The organism is Achromobacter sp. NCFB-sbj8-Ac1-l (assembly GCF_052695805.1).
The window spans coordinates 1128062-1144263 of record NZ_CP199812.1; the positions used below are offsets into that span (position 1 = coordinate 1128062).

Annotated in this window: 14 protein-coding genes; 5 read left to right on the forward strand and 9 right to left on the reverse strand. The window is 65.7% G+C overall.

Translation table 11 applies throughout. From position 1 onward, the window contains the following. Window positions 1-3: 3 nt before the first annotated feature. The 4 genes from kdpC to kdpF are packed head-to-tail and all read right to left on the reverse strand — an operon-like array spanning window position 4 to window position 4710. Window positions 4-612, reverse strand: coding sequence for a potassium-transporting ATPase subunit KdpC (gene kdpC / locus ACUDP5_RS05305; protein ID WP_263914649.1), 609 nt, complete (start codon window positions 610-612; stop codon window positions 4-6). 30 nt (window positions 613-642) lie between these two features. Further along, complete coding sequence (gene kdpB, locus ACUDP5_RS05310) at window positions 643-2802, reverse strand: potassium-transporting ATPase subunit KdpB (protein ID WP_445658299.1); 2160 nt, start codon at window positions 2800-2802, stop codon at window positions 643-645. A 22-nt stretch (window positions 2803-2824) separates the two neighbouring features. Next, window positions 2825-4621, reverse strand: coding sequence for a potassium-transporting ATPase subunit KdpA (gene kdpA, locus ACUDP5_RS05315; RefSeq protein ID WP_445658300.1), 1797 nt, complete (start codon window positions 4619-4621; stop codon window positions 2825-2827). Next, a complete protein-coding gene (kdpF, locus tag ACUDP5_RS05320; protein WP_042884659.1) occupies window positions 4621-4710 on the reverse strand; it encodes a K(+)-transporting ATPase subunit F in 90 nt (29 codons plus the stop codon). The genes kdpA and kdpF overlap by 1 nt, the downstream gene beginning before the upstream one ends. Window positions 4711-5483: 773 nt before the next feature. Here kdpF and ACUDP5_RS05325 point away from each other — a divergent pair. Together ACUDP5_RS05325 and ACUDP5_RS05330 are read left to right on the forward strand one after the other, a co-directional pair. Next, the gene (locus ACUDP5_RS05325; RefSeq protein ID WP_263914647.1) at window positions 5484-5762 is read left to right on the forward strand and encodes a DUF4212 domain-containing protein; all 279 of its coding nucleotides are present in this window, start codon (window positions 5484-5486) and stop codon (window positions 5760-5762) included. Then, entirely contained in the window at window positions 5762-7849 is a 2088-nt protein-coding gene (locus tag ACUDP5_RS05330; RefSeq protein WP_263914646.1) for a cation acetate symporter, read from the forward strand. Before ACUDP5_RS05325 ends, ACUDP5_RS05330 begins: the two co-directional genes overlap by 1 nt. Here ACUDP5_RS05330 and ACUDP5_RS05335 read toward each other — a convergent pair. Genes ACUDP5_RS05335 through trxB form a run of 5 tightly spaced genes read right to left on the reverse strand, consistent with a single transcriptional unit; the run spans window position 7846 to window position 11589 of the window. After that, complete coding sequence (locus ACUDP5_RS05335; protein WP_445658301.1) at window positions 7846-9006, reverse strand: hypothetical protein; 1161 nt, start codon at window positions 9004-9006, stop codon at window positions 7846-7848. The genes ACUDP5_RS05330 and ACUDP5_RS05335 overlap by 4 nt on opposite strands. Further along, a complete protein-coding gene (locus ACUDP5_RS05340; RefSeq protein WP_445658302.1) occupies window positions 8990-9595 on the reverse strand; it encodes a hypothetical protein in 606 nt (201 codons plus the stop codon). Before ACUDP5_RS05340 ends, ACUDP5_RS05335 begins: the two co-directional genes overlap by 17 nt. A gap of 35 nt (window positions 9596-9630) precedes the next feature. Continuing rightward, complete coding sequence (locus tag ACUDP5_RS05345; protein ID WP_263914643.1) at window positions 9631-9960, reverse strand: SMR family transporter; 330 nt, start codon at window positions 9958-9960, stop codon at window positions 9631-9633. Continuing rightward, window positions 9957-10643, reverse strand: coding sequence for a Smr/MutS family protein (locus ACUDP5_RS05350; protein ID WP_175190870.1), 687 nt, complete (start codon window positions 10641-10643; stop codon window positions 9957-9959). The genes ACUDP5_RS05345 and ACUDP5_RS05350 overlap by 4 nt, the downstream gene beginning before the upstream one ends. Continuing rightward, a complete protein-coding gene (gene trxB, locus ACUDP5_RS05355; protein ID WP_263914642.1) occupies window positions 10630-11589 on the reverse strand; it encodes a thioredoxin-disulfide reductase in 960 nt (319 codons plus the stop codon). The genes ACUDP5_RS05350 and trxB overlap by 14 nt, the downstream gene beginning before the upstream one ends. Before the next feature lie 42 nt (window positions 11590-11631). On the opposite strand from trxB, the gene ACUDP5_RS05360 reads away from it, so the two are divergent. The 3 genes from ACUDP5_RS05360 to ACUDP5_RS05370 all read left to right on the forward strand — a co-directional run bounded on the left by ACUDP5_RS05360 (window position 11632) and on the right by ACUDP5_RS05370 (window position 16019). After that, entirely contained in the window at window positions 11632-14010 is a 2379-nt protein-coding gene (locus ACUDP5_RS05360; RefSeq protein WP_445658303.1) for a DNA translocase FtsK, read from the forward strand. Further along, on the forward strand, window positions 14010-14645 hold the full coding sequence (gene lolA / locus ACUDP5_RS05365; protein WP_445659132.1) for an outer membrane lipoprotein chaperone LolA: 636 nt from the start codon (window positions 14010-14012) through the stop codon (window positions 14643-14645). The genes ACUDP5_RS05360 and lolA overlap by 1 nt, the downstream gene beginning before the upstream one ends. 387 nt (window positions 14646-15032) lie before the next feature. After that, window positions 15033-16019, forward strand: a complete 987-nt coding sequence (locus ACUDP5_RS05370) for an IS110 family transposase (RefSeq protein WP_445659133.1) — start codon at window positions 15033-15035, stop codon at window positions 16017-16019. The last annotated feature ends 183 nt before the right edge of the window (window positions 16020-16202 follow it).

A 16202-nucleotide genomic window follows, 5' to 3' on the forward strand; every position in this document is an offset into this window, starting at 1 on the left:
GCTTCATTTGACCGGCGCCAGCTTGTCCAGCGCCAGGTTCAGCATCAGCACGTTGACCACCGGGTCGCCCAATACGCCCAGCCAGGGCTTGGTGGTATTGGCCAGGATCAGGGCGTCGACCTGGTCGCGCGGCAGGTTGCGGGCGCGGGCCACGCGGGCGGCCTGGTAGGCCGCGGCCGCCGGACTGATGTGCGGGTCCAGGCCGCTGCCGGAAGCCGTGATCAGGTCCACCGGCACCGGCGTGGGATTGTCGGGGTCCGCCGCCTTCAGGGCGGCAATGCGGGCCTGGATGGCCTCGGCCAACGCCGGGTTGCGCGGACCCAGGTTCGATCCGCCGGAGTTGGCGCCGTTGTACGGCATGGGCGAGGTCGCCGACGGCCGGCCCCAGAAATACTGGGGTGCGCTGAACGACTGGCCGATCCATTCCGAACCGACCACCTTGTCGCCCTGGCGGATCAGCGAGCCGGACGCTTCGTGCGGGAACACGGCGGCGGCGATGCCGGTGGTCAGGAAGGGGTAGGCCAGGCCCGTCACCAGGGACAGGGCGGCGAAGACGACCAGCGCGGGGCGCAGGATGCCGCCTTGGCGCGGCAGGGAGAGTGCTTGTTTCATGACGGTTTCCTTTCCAGTGGCAGGCATGGGTCAGACCCAGCCCAGGGCGGCCAGCACCATGTCGACCAGCTTGATGCCGACGAAGGGCACCAGCAGGCCGCCCAGCCCGTAGATCAGCAGGTTGCGACGCAGCAGGACGGATGCGCCCAGCGGCCGGTAGCGCACGCCTTTCAGGGCCAGCGGGATCAGCACGATGATGATGAGCGCGTTGAAGATCACGGCCGACAGGATGGCCGAGGCCGGCGTGGCCAGGCCCATGATGTTCAGCACGTTCAGTTGCGGATACACGGTGGCGAACGCGGCCGGAATGATGGCGAAGTACTTGGCCACGTCGTTGGCGACGCTGAACGTGGTCAGGGCGCCACGCGTCATCAGCATCTGCTTGCCGATTTCGACGATCTCGATCAGCTTGGTAGGGTTGGAGTCCAGGTCCACCATGTTGCCGGCCTCTTTGGCGGCCTGCGTGCCCGAGTTCATCGCCACCGCCACGTCGGCCTGCGCCAGCGCCGGTGCGTCGTTGGTGCCGTCGCCGGTCATCGCCACCAGCCGGCCTTCGCCCTGGTAGGCGCGGATCAGCTTCAGCTTGGCCTCCGGCGTGGCTTCGGCCAGGAAGTCATCGACGCCGGCTTCGGCCGCGATGGACGCGGCGGTGAGCTTGTTGTCGCCGGTGATCATCACCGTCTTGATGCCCATGCGGCGCAGTTCGGCGAAGCGCGACTGGATGTCCGGCTTGACGATGTCCTTGAGCTCGACCACGCCCAGCGCACGGTTGCCGTCGCTGACCATCAGCGGGGTGCTGCCGCGGCGCGCCACGTCTTCCGCCAGGCGCAGCACCTGTTCGGGCACCACGGCATCCTGTGCGGCCAGCCAGGCCTGCACGGCGTCGACGGCGCCTTTGCGGATCATGCGGTCCTTCAGGTTCACGCCGCTCATACGTGATTGCGCGGTGAAGGGCACGTACTCGGCGTCCGCCGCATGGTGGGCCGGCGCGTGGATGGACTTGTCCGCCAACGACACGATGCTGCGGCCCTCGGGCGTTTCGTCGGCCAGCGAGGCCAGCCGGGCGGCATCGGCCAGCTCACGCGGCGAGACGCCGGGCGCGGGCAGGAAGGTGGAAGCCTGGCGGTTGCCGAAGGTGATGGTGCCGGTCTTGTCCAGCAGCAGCACGTCGACGTCGCCCGCGGCTTCCACCGCGCGGCCCGAGGTGGCGATGACGTTGGCGCCCATCATGCGGCTCATGCCCGCCACGCCGATGGCCGACAGCAGGCCGCCGATGGTGGTGGGGATCAGGCACACCAGCAATGCCACCAGCACCGTCACCGTGACGGCGCTGCCGCCGCCTGCCGCCGACACCGAATAGATCGAGAACGGCATCAGGGTCGCGACCACCAGCAGGAACACCACCGTCAGGCCGACCAGCAGAATGGTGAGGGCCAGCTCGTTGGGGGTCTTCTGGCGCTTGGCGCCTTCGACCATGGCAATCATGCGGTCCAGGAAGCTTTCACCCGGATCGGCGGCGATGCGCACGAAGATCCAGTCGGACAGCACGCGGGTGCCACCGGTGACCGACGAGAAATCGCCGCCCGATTCGCGGATGACGGGGGCCGATTCGCCGGTGATGGCGCTTTCGTCCACGGACGCCACGCCCGCAATTACCTGGCCGTCGCCCGGAATGGTTTCGCCGGCTTCGACCAGCACCACGTCATTGCGGCGCAGCAGGCCCGAGGGCTGGCTGACCGCCTGGTTGCGCCACCGGTCGGGCTGGGCGCGGCTGGCATCTTCGTCGCGAAAGCCCTTGAGCAGCCGCGCATTGATGGTGGTGCGCAGGCCGCGCAGGGTGGCGGCCTGTTGCTTGCCCCGACCTTCGGCCAGCGCCTCGGCGAAGTTGGCGAACAGTACCGTGAACCACAGCCACACCGAGATCGCGAGAATGAATCCCGCGGGGGCCTCGGCCTGGCCGCGCAGCGCCATGACCCACAGGATCGTGGTCAGGATGCTGCCCACGTACACCACGAACATGACGGGGTTCTTCAACTGCGCCGCTGGCGAGAGCTTGCGCAGGCTGTCCAGTATGGCGGGGCCGACGAGCGCGCTCGACCACATGCCGAACTTGCGGTCTTGCTCTGGAGCCGACGGCGCTTGGACGGCGCCGCCGCCGGCGCCTTGGGTTGGCATATCAATCTTGGCCATTTTCTTTCCTAGCCTGTTGCATTCAGGGTTGCAGGTGTTCCGCGACCGGGCCCAGGGCCAGCGCGGGCACATATGTCAGGGCGCCCACCAGCAGCACCGCACCGATCAGCAGCACCACGAAGAGGGGGCCGGTGGTGGGCATGCTGCCGGGTCCGGCGGGCAGGCGGCGCTTGGCCGCCAGCGAGCCGGCCATCGCCAGCACCGCGACGATGATGGCGAAGCGGCCGAACCACATCGCGATGCCGAGCAGCACGTTGTAGAAGGGCGTGTTGGCGGACAGGCCGGCAAAGGCGCTGCCGTTGTTGTTGGCGGCCGATGAGAGGGCGTACAGGATTTCGGAGAAGCCATGGATGCCGGGGTTCAGCACCCCCGCCTGGCCCGCCGTCACCGAGACGGCCAGGGCCGTGCCGCCCAGCACCAGCAGCGGCGTCGCCAGGATCACGATCGACACCATCTTCATGTCGTAGGCCTCGATCTTCTTGCCCAGGTATTCCGGCGTGCGACCGATCATCAGCCCGGCGATGAAGACCCCCAGGATGGCGAAGGCCAGCATGCCGTACAGGCCTGAGCCGACGCCGCCAAAGACCACTTCGCCCAGTTGCATCAGCAGCATCGGCGACAGGCCGCCCATGGCCGTCAACGAGTCATGCATGCCGTTGACCGCGCCGCAGGAAGCCGCAGTGGTGATGGTGGCGAACAGCGATGTGGCGGCGATGCCGAACCGGGTTTCCTTGCCTTCCATGTTGCCGCCGGGCGAGAACGCGGTCATGGCGCTGTCGGCTCCGGCCTGTGCGGCCATGGGGTTGGCCTGCTGCTCGAAATAGGCCGTGGTCAGTACGAACACCGCGAACAGCACGGTCATCGCCGCCAGGATGGCGATGCCCTGGCGCCGGTTGCCGACCATCTCACCGAAGGTGAAGCACAGCGCCGCGGGAATCACCAGGATCGCCAGCATCTCCAGGAAGTTCGACAGCGCCGTCGAATTCTCGAACGGATGAGCGGAGTTGGCGTTGAAGAAACCGCCGCCGTTGGTGCCCAGCAGCTTGATCGCCTCCTGCGAAGCCACCGGACCCATCGCCAGCGTTTGCGTCTGGGTCACGGCCGGGTCGGTCACCGGCTGGCCCTTGGCGTCCAGCACCGGTTGGCCTTCTGCATCCACGCGCGGTTGGTCGTAATGCAAGGCTTCGACCGTCTGCACTTCCTGGTAGGGACTGAGGTTCTGGATGACGCCCTGGCTGACCAGCGCCAGTGCCAGCACCAGCGACAGGGGCAGCAGCACGTACAGCGTGCAGCGGACCATATCGGCCCAGAAGTTGCCCAGCGTGGCCGAGCAGTGGCGGGCCAGTCCGCGGATCAGCGCGAACAGCACGGCGATGCCGGTGGCGGCCGAGACGAAGTTCTGCACCGTCAGCGCCAGCATCTGCGTCAGGTAGCTCATCGTCGATTCGCCGCCGTAGCCTTGCCAGTTGGTGTTGGCCACGAAGCTGATGGCAGTGTTCAGCGAAGAATCGGGCGAGACGGCGCCCAGGCCGGCCGGGTTCAGCGGCAGCATGCCCTGGACGCGCTGCAGGGCATACACCACCACCACGCCCAGCACGTTGAAGGCAAGAACGGCCAGCGCATAGCGCTTCCAGCCCATTTCGGCCTGCGGGTCGATACCCGCAAGGCGGTAGATGCCACGTTCCAGCGGGCGGCCCCAGGCGGTCAGCCGGGATTGCCCGTTTTCCATGGCGATGCGGATATAGCGCCCCAGAAAGGGCGAGATCGCGAGCAGGACTGCCAGGTACACGACCAGCAGTCCGACGAATTCGGCAGTCATCAGAACTTCTCCGGTTTGAACAGGGCGACCAGCAGGTACACGAACAGCAGGGCGGCCGTGACGCCGCTCAGCCAATAGAGCCAGGTCATGGTTGCTCTCCCGAAGACAAGGCTTCGCAGAATGCGACCAGGGCTAGGGTCAGCCCGGCCATGGCGGCGAAGACGGCGATATAGATGGCATCCACGTTTTTCCTCCCGGGAGCCTGGCTCCCTTCGAACGACGGGCCAGCGCGGCATGGGGGATGCGAACCGCGCGGGCGGTGTGACCAATCAGGACACCGGCAGGTTACGGAGCAGGGGGTAAAAACGGGGTATAGCTTTGGTGGGGGGGTGTAAACGAAACGTAAAAGCGGCGCGGCACAATGGCGGGGCGCTGAACGGGCGCCATGATGGCAAGGTGCGGCCGGGAGCGATGCCCGGAAGTGGGCGCGGGGCGTCGCGTGCGCCGCTTTTTTTGAGGCATGCTCAATATCGGGCGTTTGCGGGTGAGCCGAGGGGGGCGGAAAACCCGCGGTTCCAGCGTAAAAATCCCAACATTTGGAACGTGGAACTAAAATCGCACCATAATGGTGCAAGTAATATGTAAATGAATGCGCCGAATTAGGGCATTCCCCTAGTGTGGCATTCCCGCATCTGGTGCAGAATCTCTTCCCATGCAGGTGAGGAGACAAAGCCCTGCATGGGCAATTACCGGCGGCACCGGTACATAAAAAAAGTAGCAGTACTCAAAAAAAGCAAAACGCACAACGGCTGGCACCAGGCAGTGCCGGCCGTTGTCGCATAAAAATCCCGCATTTCATCAGCTCCGGATTTTCTCGCGCTGCGTTTCGCGATATTCGCCAGGTCTTGCTTACGCTAGAGCTATGCCCGAATCCCGCGTTTCCTCCCCGACGTCCGTTCCCACCCGCTATTGGCGCCGCAACGTCTGGCTGATCGTGCTGTTGCTGGTCGTCTGGGCCGCGCTGACCTTCATTCCGTCCTATTTCGCTCGTGGCCTGTCGTTCGACTTCATCGGCTGGCCGTTCTCGTTCTGGATGGCGGCCTACGGGGCACCGCTGGCTTACCTGATCCTCATCGCGGTGTACGCCCGGATCATGAACCGCGAGGATCGCCGCGCCGAAGAGGCCAAGGGGAACCGCTGATGCCTTTCGGCGGAGATACCCCCCAGGAACTCAACATCCGGCTGCGCCGAATCTACGTGCTGTACACGGCGGGCTTCGCGCTGATGATCCTGCTGATGGCGCTGGCCGAGATACTGGGCCTGCCCCGCAACTGGATCGGCTACGTGTTCCTGTTGGTCACGGTCAGCCTGTACGCGGGGATCGGCATCGTCTGCCGCACCTCGGACCAGGTCGAATACTACGTGGCGGGGCGGCGGGTGCCCGCCATCTACAACGGCATGGCGACCGCGGCCGACTGGATGTCGGTGGCCTCGTTCATCGGCGTGGCCGGCACGCTCTACCTGACGGGCTATGGCGGTCTGGCCTACATCATGGGCTGGACGGGCGGCTACGTGCTGGTGGCGATGCTGCTGGCGCCCTACCTGCGGCGTTTCGGCCAATACACCATTCCCGATTTCATGGGCGCGCGCTATGGCGGCAACCTGCCGCGGCTGGCGGGCGTGGCCTGCGCCATTCTCTGCTCGTTCACCTACCTGGTCGCGCAGATCTACGGCGTGGGCATCATTACCACGCGCATGACCGGCATTTCGTTCGAACTGGGCATCTTCGTGGCGCTGGGCGGCATGCTGGTCTGTTCGTTCCTGGGCGGCATGCGCGCCGTCACGTGGACGCAGGTGGGGCAGTACATCATTCTGGTCATCGCCTACCTGGTGCCGGTGGTGTGGCTGTCCATCAAGCACACCGACATGCCCGTCCCCCAGCTGTCAGCCGGCGCGGTGCTGCAGCAGGTGACGGAAAAAGAGGTCTACCTGCAGAACGACCCGGCCGAGATCGAAGTGCGTCGGCTCTGGCAGGAGCGCGCCGACGAAATGGCGCAGCGGGTGCGTGACCTGCCCGAATCCTGGATGCTGGAAAAGGACAAGCTGCGCAGCCGTCTGGCACAACTGAACGCGGGCGACGCGCCCATGGTGGAGATCCGCTCGGTCGAACGGGAGCTGGCTGCGTTCCCACCCAATGTCGACGAAGCGCGGATCGCCTGGTCACAGGCCAAGGCCTCTTTCGAGGCGCGCGCCGCGCCGCTGACGCCCCACGCCGAGCCGTTTCCGTCCAAGGACCCCGACGAGCGGCGCAACATGCGCATCAACTTCCTGGCGTTGGTGCTGTGCCTGATGCTGGGCACGGCGGGCATGCCGCACATCCTGATGCGGTCATACACCACGTCGTCGGTGGTCGAGGCGCGCAAGTCGGTGTGCTGGTCGCTGCTGTTCATCCTGTTGCTGTACTTCATGGCGCCGGCCCTGGCGCTGCTGGTCAAGTACGAGGTCTACACGCAGGTGGTGGGCTCGAATTTTCTCAGCTTGCCCAATTGGGTCCACGCCTGGAGCGCGGTGGACAGCAACCTGCTGGACGTCACCGACATCAACCGCGACGGCGTGGTGCAGCTCAGTGAAATCAGCATCGGTGCGGATGTCGTGGTGCTGGCCATGCCCGAGATCGGCGGGCTGCCTTACGTGATTTCGGCGCTGGTGGCGGCGGGTGGCCTGGCCGCTGCGCTGTCCACCGCTGACGGCCTGTTGCTGACGCTGTCCAATTCCTTGTCGCACGACATGTGGTACCGGATGGTGTCGCCGCGCATGTCGGCCGCGCGGCGGGTGATGGTGTCAAAGATCCTGCTGCTGGTGGTGGCCTTTGGGGCGGCCTGGGTGGCCGCGCGCAAGCCGGCGGACATCCTGTTCATGGTGTCGGCGGCGTTCTCGTTCGCGGCCTCGTCGTTCTTTCCGGCGCTGGTGATGGGCGTGTTCTGGCGCCGCGCCAACAAATGGGGCGCAACGCTGGGCATGGCGGCCGGGCTGGCGGTGACGTTCGCCTATATGACGCACACGCATCCGTGGCTGCGCGAGTGGGTGCTGGGCATTTCGCGCACGCAGCCGGTGGACCTGTGGTGGGGCATCCAGCCGATCGCGGCCGGCGTGTTCGGCGCGCCGGTGGCGTTTCTGACCATCATCGTGGTGTCGTTGCTGACGCCGCCCCCCGACCGCGCCACGCTGGCGCTGGTGGACTATCTGCGCAATCCGGGCGCGCCCAAGCCGCAGATCGAAAACAACTAGCGGGCAGCGCAGGCGTCAGGACGCCGGTTCGAGGGATCGGCGCAGGCGTTCCATGCCGTTCGGGGCATCGCAGCGATCACTGTGGCGATCTGGCCGGGCGCCCATAACCAATGCACATGGCCCGGATGCTGGCGGGCGGTGTCCCAGATGCGCCGGCGCTGGGTGGCCGTCATGGCGAAGGCGCTGCCATTGCCGCTGTTACCGCTGGCCAGCACCCTGGCCGGGTTCCGTTTGGCCTCATACAGTGCGCCGGCGTCGCTGTCCTCAGACCTCACGATCGCCCAGTCGTAGTGGTAGGAATCCAGGGAAGGGGAGCGCCATGCAGGTCCTTCCAGCACCAGCACGGGGTGGGAAGTGGCGAGGGCGCGATGGGGCGGGCCCAGCACGGTGGATTCGTCGGCCAGGGTGATGGCTTGGCGGCTGTAGCGCGCCGCCGCCTGGCCCTGCGCATCGTAAACCGTGATGTCGCGGGCCTGCTCCTGGCCCGCAATGCCCCCCTCAAGATAGGAGATGACGCGCAGCAAGCGTCCGGCGGCATCATGCACGTAGCGGGCTTGCGGCTGGGGCTGGGCGTCGCAAGCGCCGGTGGCGGTTTCAGCCAGCCAGCCGTGGGGATCGTAGCGCACGCAATGGCGGACCGGGGGAACCCGGGCGCCATCCCAGGGGCGGGTCAGCACGTCGTAGCCGCTCAGGCGGCCCGCGTCGTCGTAGCGGAACCGGGTTTCGGTGTCGGGCGGCGGCAGCGCTGCGTCGGACGCCGCCAGTGCCTGTGCGACGACGCGCGATGAATAGGTGGCGATGGCGCACAGGTGTCTGGCGCCGTCTGCACCCCGCTCAACGCGCAGCATGGTCTGGCCGATGCGTGCGCCGGGGGCTGCGGGATAGACCGACCAGTCCACACGCTCGGCCCACAGGAAGGCAGTGGCGCGGCGGCCCGTCTGCACCCCCAGCATCGGTTGCCAGGTCTTGATGCGCGAGCCGTCCAGGCCGAGCAGCGTGTTGGTGTCGTCCAATGCGATATCGGCGACGAGGGTTTCGCGGTCGCCCTGCGCCAGCGGCCGGCAAACGGAGGCGCCCTGCGCGGGGCTCGACGCCGCAAGCAGCAATAGCGCGGCCAGCGCCAGGGGCGGGTGCCAGCAATCAGTACGCGGCGGCATGTTGCAGGTAGGCGATCAAGCCCGCCAGTTCACGGCTGACACCGCCCAGGCGCAGGGCCTTGCCACGGGTATCCATCAGCACGAAAGGAAACGCGTTGCGCTCCAGCTTGCCGGGGGGCGGCAGGCGGTAGGGCGAGAAATTCGCGGGCGATTCCAGATAGTCATTGGTCATGGCACCCACATCCACGTGCAGGTACCAGACGGTCAGGTCCAGGCCTTGCAGACCGGGATTCGTTTCCGGGTAGGGCCCGCCTTCGCCGGCCGGGATGGCGCTCTGCAGGACGGCCATCGTCACGGCTTGCGGGCCGTCGGCTGGCAGATAGGCATGGTCGCCCGCCGGGCGGGTGAAGGCCTCGCGGACGAAGGCCGAGCCGCGCGAACCTGGCACGACGCTGCGGGCAAAGAGCGCGTCGAGTTGCGATTCGGTCAGCGGGGCGCGGGCAGCGCCCAGCGCGGCCATGTCCTGCGTGAACTGTTGCATCCAGGCGCGGTAGCGCTGCAGTTCGGCGGCGCGGTCGAAACCCCGCGCCTGGGCATTGCCCGCCAGCAGCAGGCCAAGGCATAAGCCCAGGCAGGCCAGGCGGGCCATCCCGCCCCACCACGCGAGTCGGCGCGGGGCGGCCGTCAATGCGAGACGGATTTCGAGAAGACGTTCATGACCACCACGCCAGCGATGATCAGGCCGATGCCGATCAGGGCCGGGGTGTCCAGGTGCTGCTTGAAGAACAGCGCGCCGACGATGGAGATCAGCACGATGCCCACGCCCGACCAGATGGCGTAGGCGATGCCCACGGGCACCTCGCGCAGCGTCAGCGACAGGAAATAGAACGAGATCATGTAGCCGAACACCGTGATGACCGACGGCACCAGGCGCGAAAAGCCGTCGGAGCTTTTCAGCGCGCTGGTGGCGAAGATCTCGGCGATGATGGCGATGCCGAGGTAGAGCCACTTCATTTGCGCGGTCCTTCGGATTGGCGCAGCAGCACCAGCAGGGCGCCGGCGCCGCCTTCGCGTTCAGGCGCTTCGGAAAACGCCAGCACCTCGTTCTTTTGCACCAGCCAGGTGCGCGCCTTGTCCTTGAGCACAGGCTCAAGCCCTTCCGAACCATAGCCCTTGCCGTGCACGACGCGCACGCAGCGGATGCCGTGTTCCTGGCATTCGTCCAGGAACGACAGCAGGGCGTGGCGCGCTTGCTCCACGCGCAGACCGTGCAGGTCGAGCTCGGCCCCGGCGCGCCACTGGCCACGGCGCAGGTTGCGTGCGGTGTCGGGCGCGGCATCGCTGCGTACGAAGGCGGTGCCGCCTTCGGACAGCAGATGCGTGATCTCGCCACCGTCGGAGACCCCGGCGTCGGCGCGGTGCGGGGTTTCGCCCAGGGCATTGGCGCGGCGCAGGGCCGGGGCGGGCTCAGGCGCGGGCTTGTGCTCGACGCGGGGCGCATGCTTGATCGGCTTGACCGACTGCATGGTGCGCCGGAACGCGGCCAGGTCGTCGGCCGGATCGGCATCCGGCGACGCGGCGGCCGCGGGCTTTTTCAGCGCCGCCACCCGCTGGGCGAGGGCGGCGCGCTCTTGCTCGGCCTGGAGATCTTTCTTCAGGCGTTTCAGGTCGGCCTGGCCGACCTTACTGCCCCGCATTCTCCAACCACCGTTGTGCGTCCAGGGCGGCCATGCAGCCCGTGCCGGCGCTGGTGATGGCCTGGCGATAGACGTGGTCCTGCACGTCGCCGGCGGCGAACACGCCCGGGACGGAGGTCATGGTGGCCATGCCGGACAGGCCGCTCTTGGTGACGATGTAGCCGTCTTTCATTTCCAGCTGGCCCTGGAAAATTTCGGTGTTGGGCTGGTGGCCGATAGCGATGAAGGCGCCGGTGACCTTCAGGTCTTCGGTGGCGCCGGTATCGACGTGTCGCACTCGTACGCCGGTGACGCCGCTGTCGTCGCCCAGCACTTCTTCCAGGGTGTGGAACACCTTCAGTTCCATGTTGCCGTTTTCGACCTTGCTCATCAGCTTGTCCACCAGGATGGGCTCGGCGCGGAACTTGTCGCGGCGGTGGATCAGGGTGACCTTGCGGCAGATGTTGGACAGGTACAGGGCTTCTTCTACGGCGGTATTGCCGCCACCGACCACGACCACGTCCTGGTTGCGGTAGAAGAAGCCGTCGCAGGTGGCGCAGCCGGACACGCCGCGGCCCATGAAGGCTTCTTCGGACGGCAGGCCCAGATACTTGGCCGAGGCGCCGGTGGCGATGATCAGGGCGTCGCAGGTGTAGATCTTGCCCGTATCGCCCGTGAGGGTGAACGGACGCCTGGACAGGTCGACCTTGGCGATGTGGTCGAACAGCATTTCGGTGTTGAAGCGTTCGGCGTGCTTCTGGAAGCGCTGCATCAGGTCGGGGCCCTGCACGCCATCGGCGTCGGCCGGCCAATTGTCGACGTCGGTGGTGGTCATGAGCTGGCCGCCTTGGGCCAGACCTGTAACAAGAACAGGGCTCAGGTTGGCGCGTGCCGCATAGACGGCCGCCGTGTAACCGGCAGGGCCGGAACCGAGTATCAAAACTTTAGCGTGCGTAGGCGTGGACATGGGCGGGTATCTTTAGGTTAACGCCCAATTATAATGAGCCGCATGCCGCGTATCTCGACTGCTTCTCCGCGCGCTTCGCGCAACACCCGTAACGGGCCATCGCCTCTGCAGACGCGTATTTCCGCGCTGCTGCGCGAGGCCCGCTGGATTCTCTTCGCCGCCCTGGCGGCCTGGCTCACGCTGGTGCTGGCCACCTGGAGCGCGGCCGACCCCGGCTGGTCGCATTCCGTCCCCGCCGGCGCGATTCATAACAAGGGTGGAACGCTGGGTGCCTACCTGGCGGATATCCTGCTCTATCTGTTTGGTTTCTCGGCCTGGTGGTGGGTGATCCTGCTGCTGCATCGGGTGCGGGCGGGCTACCGCCGCCTGGCCAGCCATCTTCGTGTTACCAATAGTAAACAGCCCGAAGTGTTGCCGCGCGTCCACTGGGAAGAGGGCATCGGCTTTTTCCTGTTGCTGTTCGGTTCGCTGGGCATGGAAGCCTTGCGCCTGGCCAGCCGCGGCACCCACTTGCCGGGCGCCTCGGAAAACGCCAGCGGCGCGGGTGGCGTCATCGGCCACACGCTGGCCGAGCTGACCAGCCGCAGCATTGGCTTTACCGGCAGCACCTTGGCTTTTCTGGTCATGCTGGCGATCGGCCTGAGCCTGTTCTTCTCGTTTTCGTGGCTGACCGTGGCCGAGCGCGTGGGTTCCTGGATGGAACGCATGGTGCGTCGCGTGCGCAATTCCTACGCTGCCCGCGAGGACCGCAAGGTGGGTGAGGTGGCCAAGGCCGTGCGTACCGAGCAAGTGGTGGCCAAGCAGGAAAAACTGGTCCACGAGCAACCGGTGCGGATCGAACCCGCGATTACCGTGGTGCCCAAGTCCGAGCGCGTCGAAAAGGAAAAGCAGCAATCGCTGTTCTTTGCCCCGTCGGGCGGCGAGGGTGACCTGCCGGCCATCAGCCTGCTGGACCCGCCGCTGGCCAACCAGGAAACCGTATCGGCCGAGACCATCGAGTTCACGTCGCGCCTGATCGAAAAGAAACTGGCCGACTTCGGCGTGTCCGTCACCGTGGTGGCGGCGCAGGCCGGCCCGGTCATCACCCGCTATGAGATCGAACCGGCCACCGGCGTGAAGGGTAGCCAGATCGTCAACCTGGCCAAGGATCTGGCCCGCGCGCTCAGCCTGGTCAGCATCCGGGTGGTGGAAACCATTCCGGGCAAGAACCTGATGGGCCTGGAACTGCCCAATCCGCGTCGCCAGATGGTCCGGCTGTCCGAGATCCTGGGGTCGCAGACCTACCACGCCAGCCATTCGGTGGTGACCATGGCGCTGGGCAAGGACATCGCCGGCAACCCGGTGGTGGCCGACCTGGCCAAGATGCCTCACTTGCTGGTGGCGGGTACGACCGGTTCGGGCAAGTCGGTGGGGATCAACGCCATGATCCTGTCGCTGCTCTACAAGGCGGATGCGTCCCACACGCGCGTGATCCTGATCGACCCGAAGATGCTCGAAATGAGCGTCTACGAAGGCATTCCGCACCTGCTGGCCCCGGTGGTCACCGACATGCGCCAGGCCGCCAATGCGCTGAACTGGTGCGTGGGCGAAATGGAAAAACGCTACCGCCTGATGAGCAAGATGGGCGTGCGCAACCTGGCCGGCTACAACACCAAGATCCGCGACGCGATCAAGCGCGAAGAACCGATCCCCAATCCGTTCTCGCTGACGCCGGACCAGCCCGAGCCGCTGGCGCCGCTGCCCACCATCGTGGTGGTCATCGACGAGCTGGCCGACCTGATGATGGTGGTGGGCAAGAAGATCGAAGAGCTGATCGCCCGCCTGGCTCAGAAGGCGCGCGCGGCCGGCATCCATTTGATCCTGGCGACGCAGCGCCCCAGCGTGGATGTGATCACCGGCCTGATCAAGGCCAACATCCCGACCCGTATCGCGTTCCAGGTGTCGTCCAAGATCGATTCGCGCACCATTCTTGACCAGATGGGCGCTGAAACGCTGCTGGGGCAGGGCGACATGCTCTACATGCCGCCGGGCACGGGGTTGCCGGTGCGTGTGCACGGCGCCTTCGTCAGCGATGATGAAGTGCATCGGGTGGTCGAAAGCCTGAAGGCGCAGGGCGAACCCAACTACATCGAAGGGCTGCTGGAAGGCGGGCTGGATGGCGACGGCGGCGAAGGCGCGAGCAGCGTCACGGGCATCGGCGGCGACGCCGAGTCCGACCCGATGTACGACCAGGCCTGCGAGGTGGTGCTCAAGCATCGCCGCGCGTCGATCTCGCTGGTGCAGCGTCATTTGCGCATTGGTTACAACCGTGCGGCGCGGTTACTCGAGCAGATGGAACAATCAGGTATGGTGTCGGCGATGCAGTCCAATGGCAACCGGGAGATCCTGGTTCCTGCCGCCGCAGCCCGAGAGGAAGCATGATGAAGACGTTTCGCGGCCTGGCCGCTGCCCTGGCTTTTTGCGTGGCTCCCGCGCTGGTTCCGGTTTCGGCCGTGGCAGCCAGCGCGCAGGAGCAGTTGCGCGCGTTCGTCAGTACGGTGACGGCGGCGACGGGGTCTTTTTCACAGTACACGGTGAATACGCAGGGACGTACGCAACCGGCGCAGACGGGGGTGTTTTCCTTCCAGCGGCCGGGGAAGTTCAAGTGGGCGGTGCAAAAGCCGTATGAACAACTGGTGATTTCCGACGGACGCCAGGTGTTCCAGTTCGATCCGGATCTGGCGCAGGTGACCGAGCGCAAGGTGGATGCGGCCATTGGCACGTCGCCGGCGGCGATCTTGTTCGGGTCGGGGTCGCTGGAGCAGTCGTTCGATGTGTCTGCGTTGCCGTCCAAGGACGGGGTCGATTGGTTGCGGGCGAAGCCGCGGACTGCGGATGCGGGGTTTTCGCGGGTCGATATCGGGATGAAGGACAATCTGCCCGTTCGAGTCGAATTGCTGGATTCCTTTGGGCAGACGACGCGGGTGGATCTTTCCGGGATTGTGCCTAATCCTAAGTTGGCGGATAAGGAATTTCAGTTTGTGGCGCCTAAAGGCGTTGATGTCGTCAAGATGTGATCTGGTTTGTCGCTGCGCGCGACTGGGCGCGGCCTGATTGATTTCTGGTGGCGGGGCTTCTTTGTAGGCCGCCCGTCACGGGTTGGGCGCAGGGGTGCGCGCCTACGATTGCGGTCCGGAGCCTTCGCTCCGGACTTCCCCTTCGTCATTCTCGTCCGCCTGCGGCTCCCTTGTATCTTGAGCCCTGGGATGGTTAGCTACCATTCCACGAGAGACAGGTGAGTTTCTGCGGCTCCCTTAGGTGCCTGACCCTGTTCTGAAGACTAAACCCCTGTCTCTCACCTCTGACGCCATCGCGGACACTGGACGGTAGCCTAGGGCTTGACCCTGCATGCACAAGGTAAGTGGGCGCAGTTGGCATACTTTCTTTGTATGGAGGGTATGACGATGATCTATCTGGGTATTGATGTCTCCAAGCTGAAGCTGGACTGCACGTTGCTGCTGGATCCAGAGAACGACAAGCGCAAAAGCAAGGTTGTCCCTAATAGCCGGGACGGGGTGCACGACCTAGTCCGGTGGTGCGCCAAGCATGGCGCCGCGGCTGACCAGGTTCACGCCGTGTTGGAAGCCACAGGGCCCTATCACGAGCAAGCCGCGACGACGCTGCATGATGGCGGGCTGACGGTGTCGGTGGCCAACCCGGCCAACGTGCACGACTTCAGTCGGGCGTTGGCGATGCGGTCCAAGACCGACGCACTCGATAGCGTGGTGTTGGCCCGTTATGGCGTGGCGATGAAGCCGCCCGTCTGGCAGCCCCCGCCGGCCCATGTGCGCGAGCTGCGTGCCTTGATTACCCAACTGGAAGCGTTGTCCAAGGATCGGCTGCGCACGATGAACCGCCAGGAGAAGATCGAGGCCAGCTCGCCCTCGGAGCTGGTGGAACGTTCGATCAGCGACACGCTGAGCTTTTACGGCAAGGAGATCGCTCGCCTGGAGAAGGCCATCGACGACCATATCGACCGGCATCCTGACTTGAAGGAAGACGCCAGGTTGTTGGCGACCATACCCGGGGTGGGGCCGAAAATGACCAGAACCATGCTGCGGGTGATGCATACCCACCACTTCAAGTGTGCAGAGGATCTGGCGGCGTATCTGGGCTTGGTGCCGGTGCAGAGACAGTCTGGCACGTCGCTGCGCGGCCGTAGCCGCATGTCCAAGGCCGGTCCTGCGGACGTACGGGCGTTGGCATACATGGCTGGCGTCGTTGCGTCCAAGCACAACCCCCATGTGCGGGCGTTGTATCAACGACTGCTGGCCGCGGGCAAGAGCAAGATGTCGGCCCTGGGCGCCTGCATGCGAAAAGTGGTGCATCTGTGCTTCGGCGTGCTCAAGACGCGGCAGCCTTACAGGCCTGATTACGCTTTTTCTACTTGACGGCCAAGACGGTATCTTCGAATTCCCTCGGGCGCATCTAACGGCGCGCACCCCTACGCCCAACCCGTGACGGGCTACGTCTTCGGAGAATTGGGGCGTTGTCAGGCCGGGGGGATGGGGAGAGGTTTGCGTCGCTTGCCCCAGGCCGGCCGCGCGGGCGGCCTTTTGGGGCTTCGGCAGTGT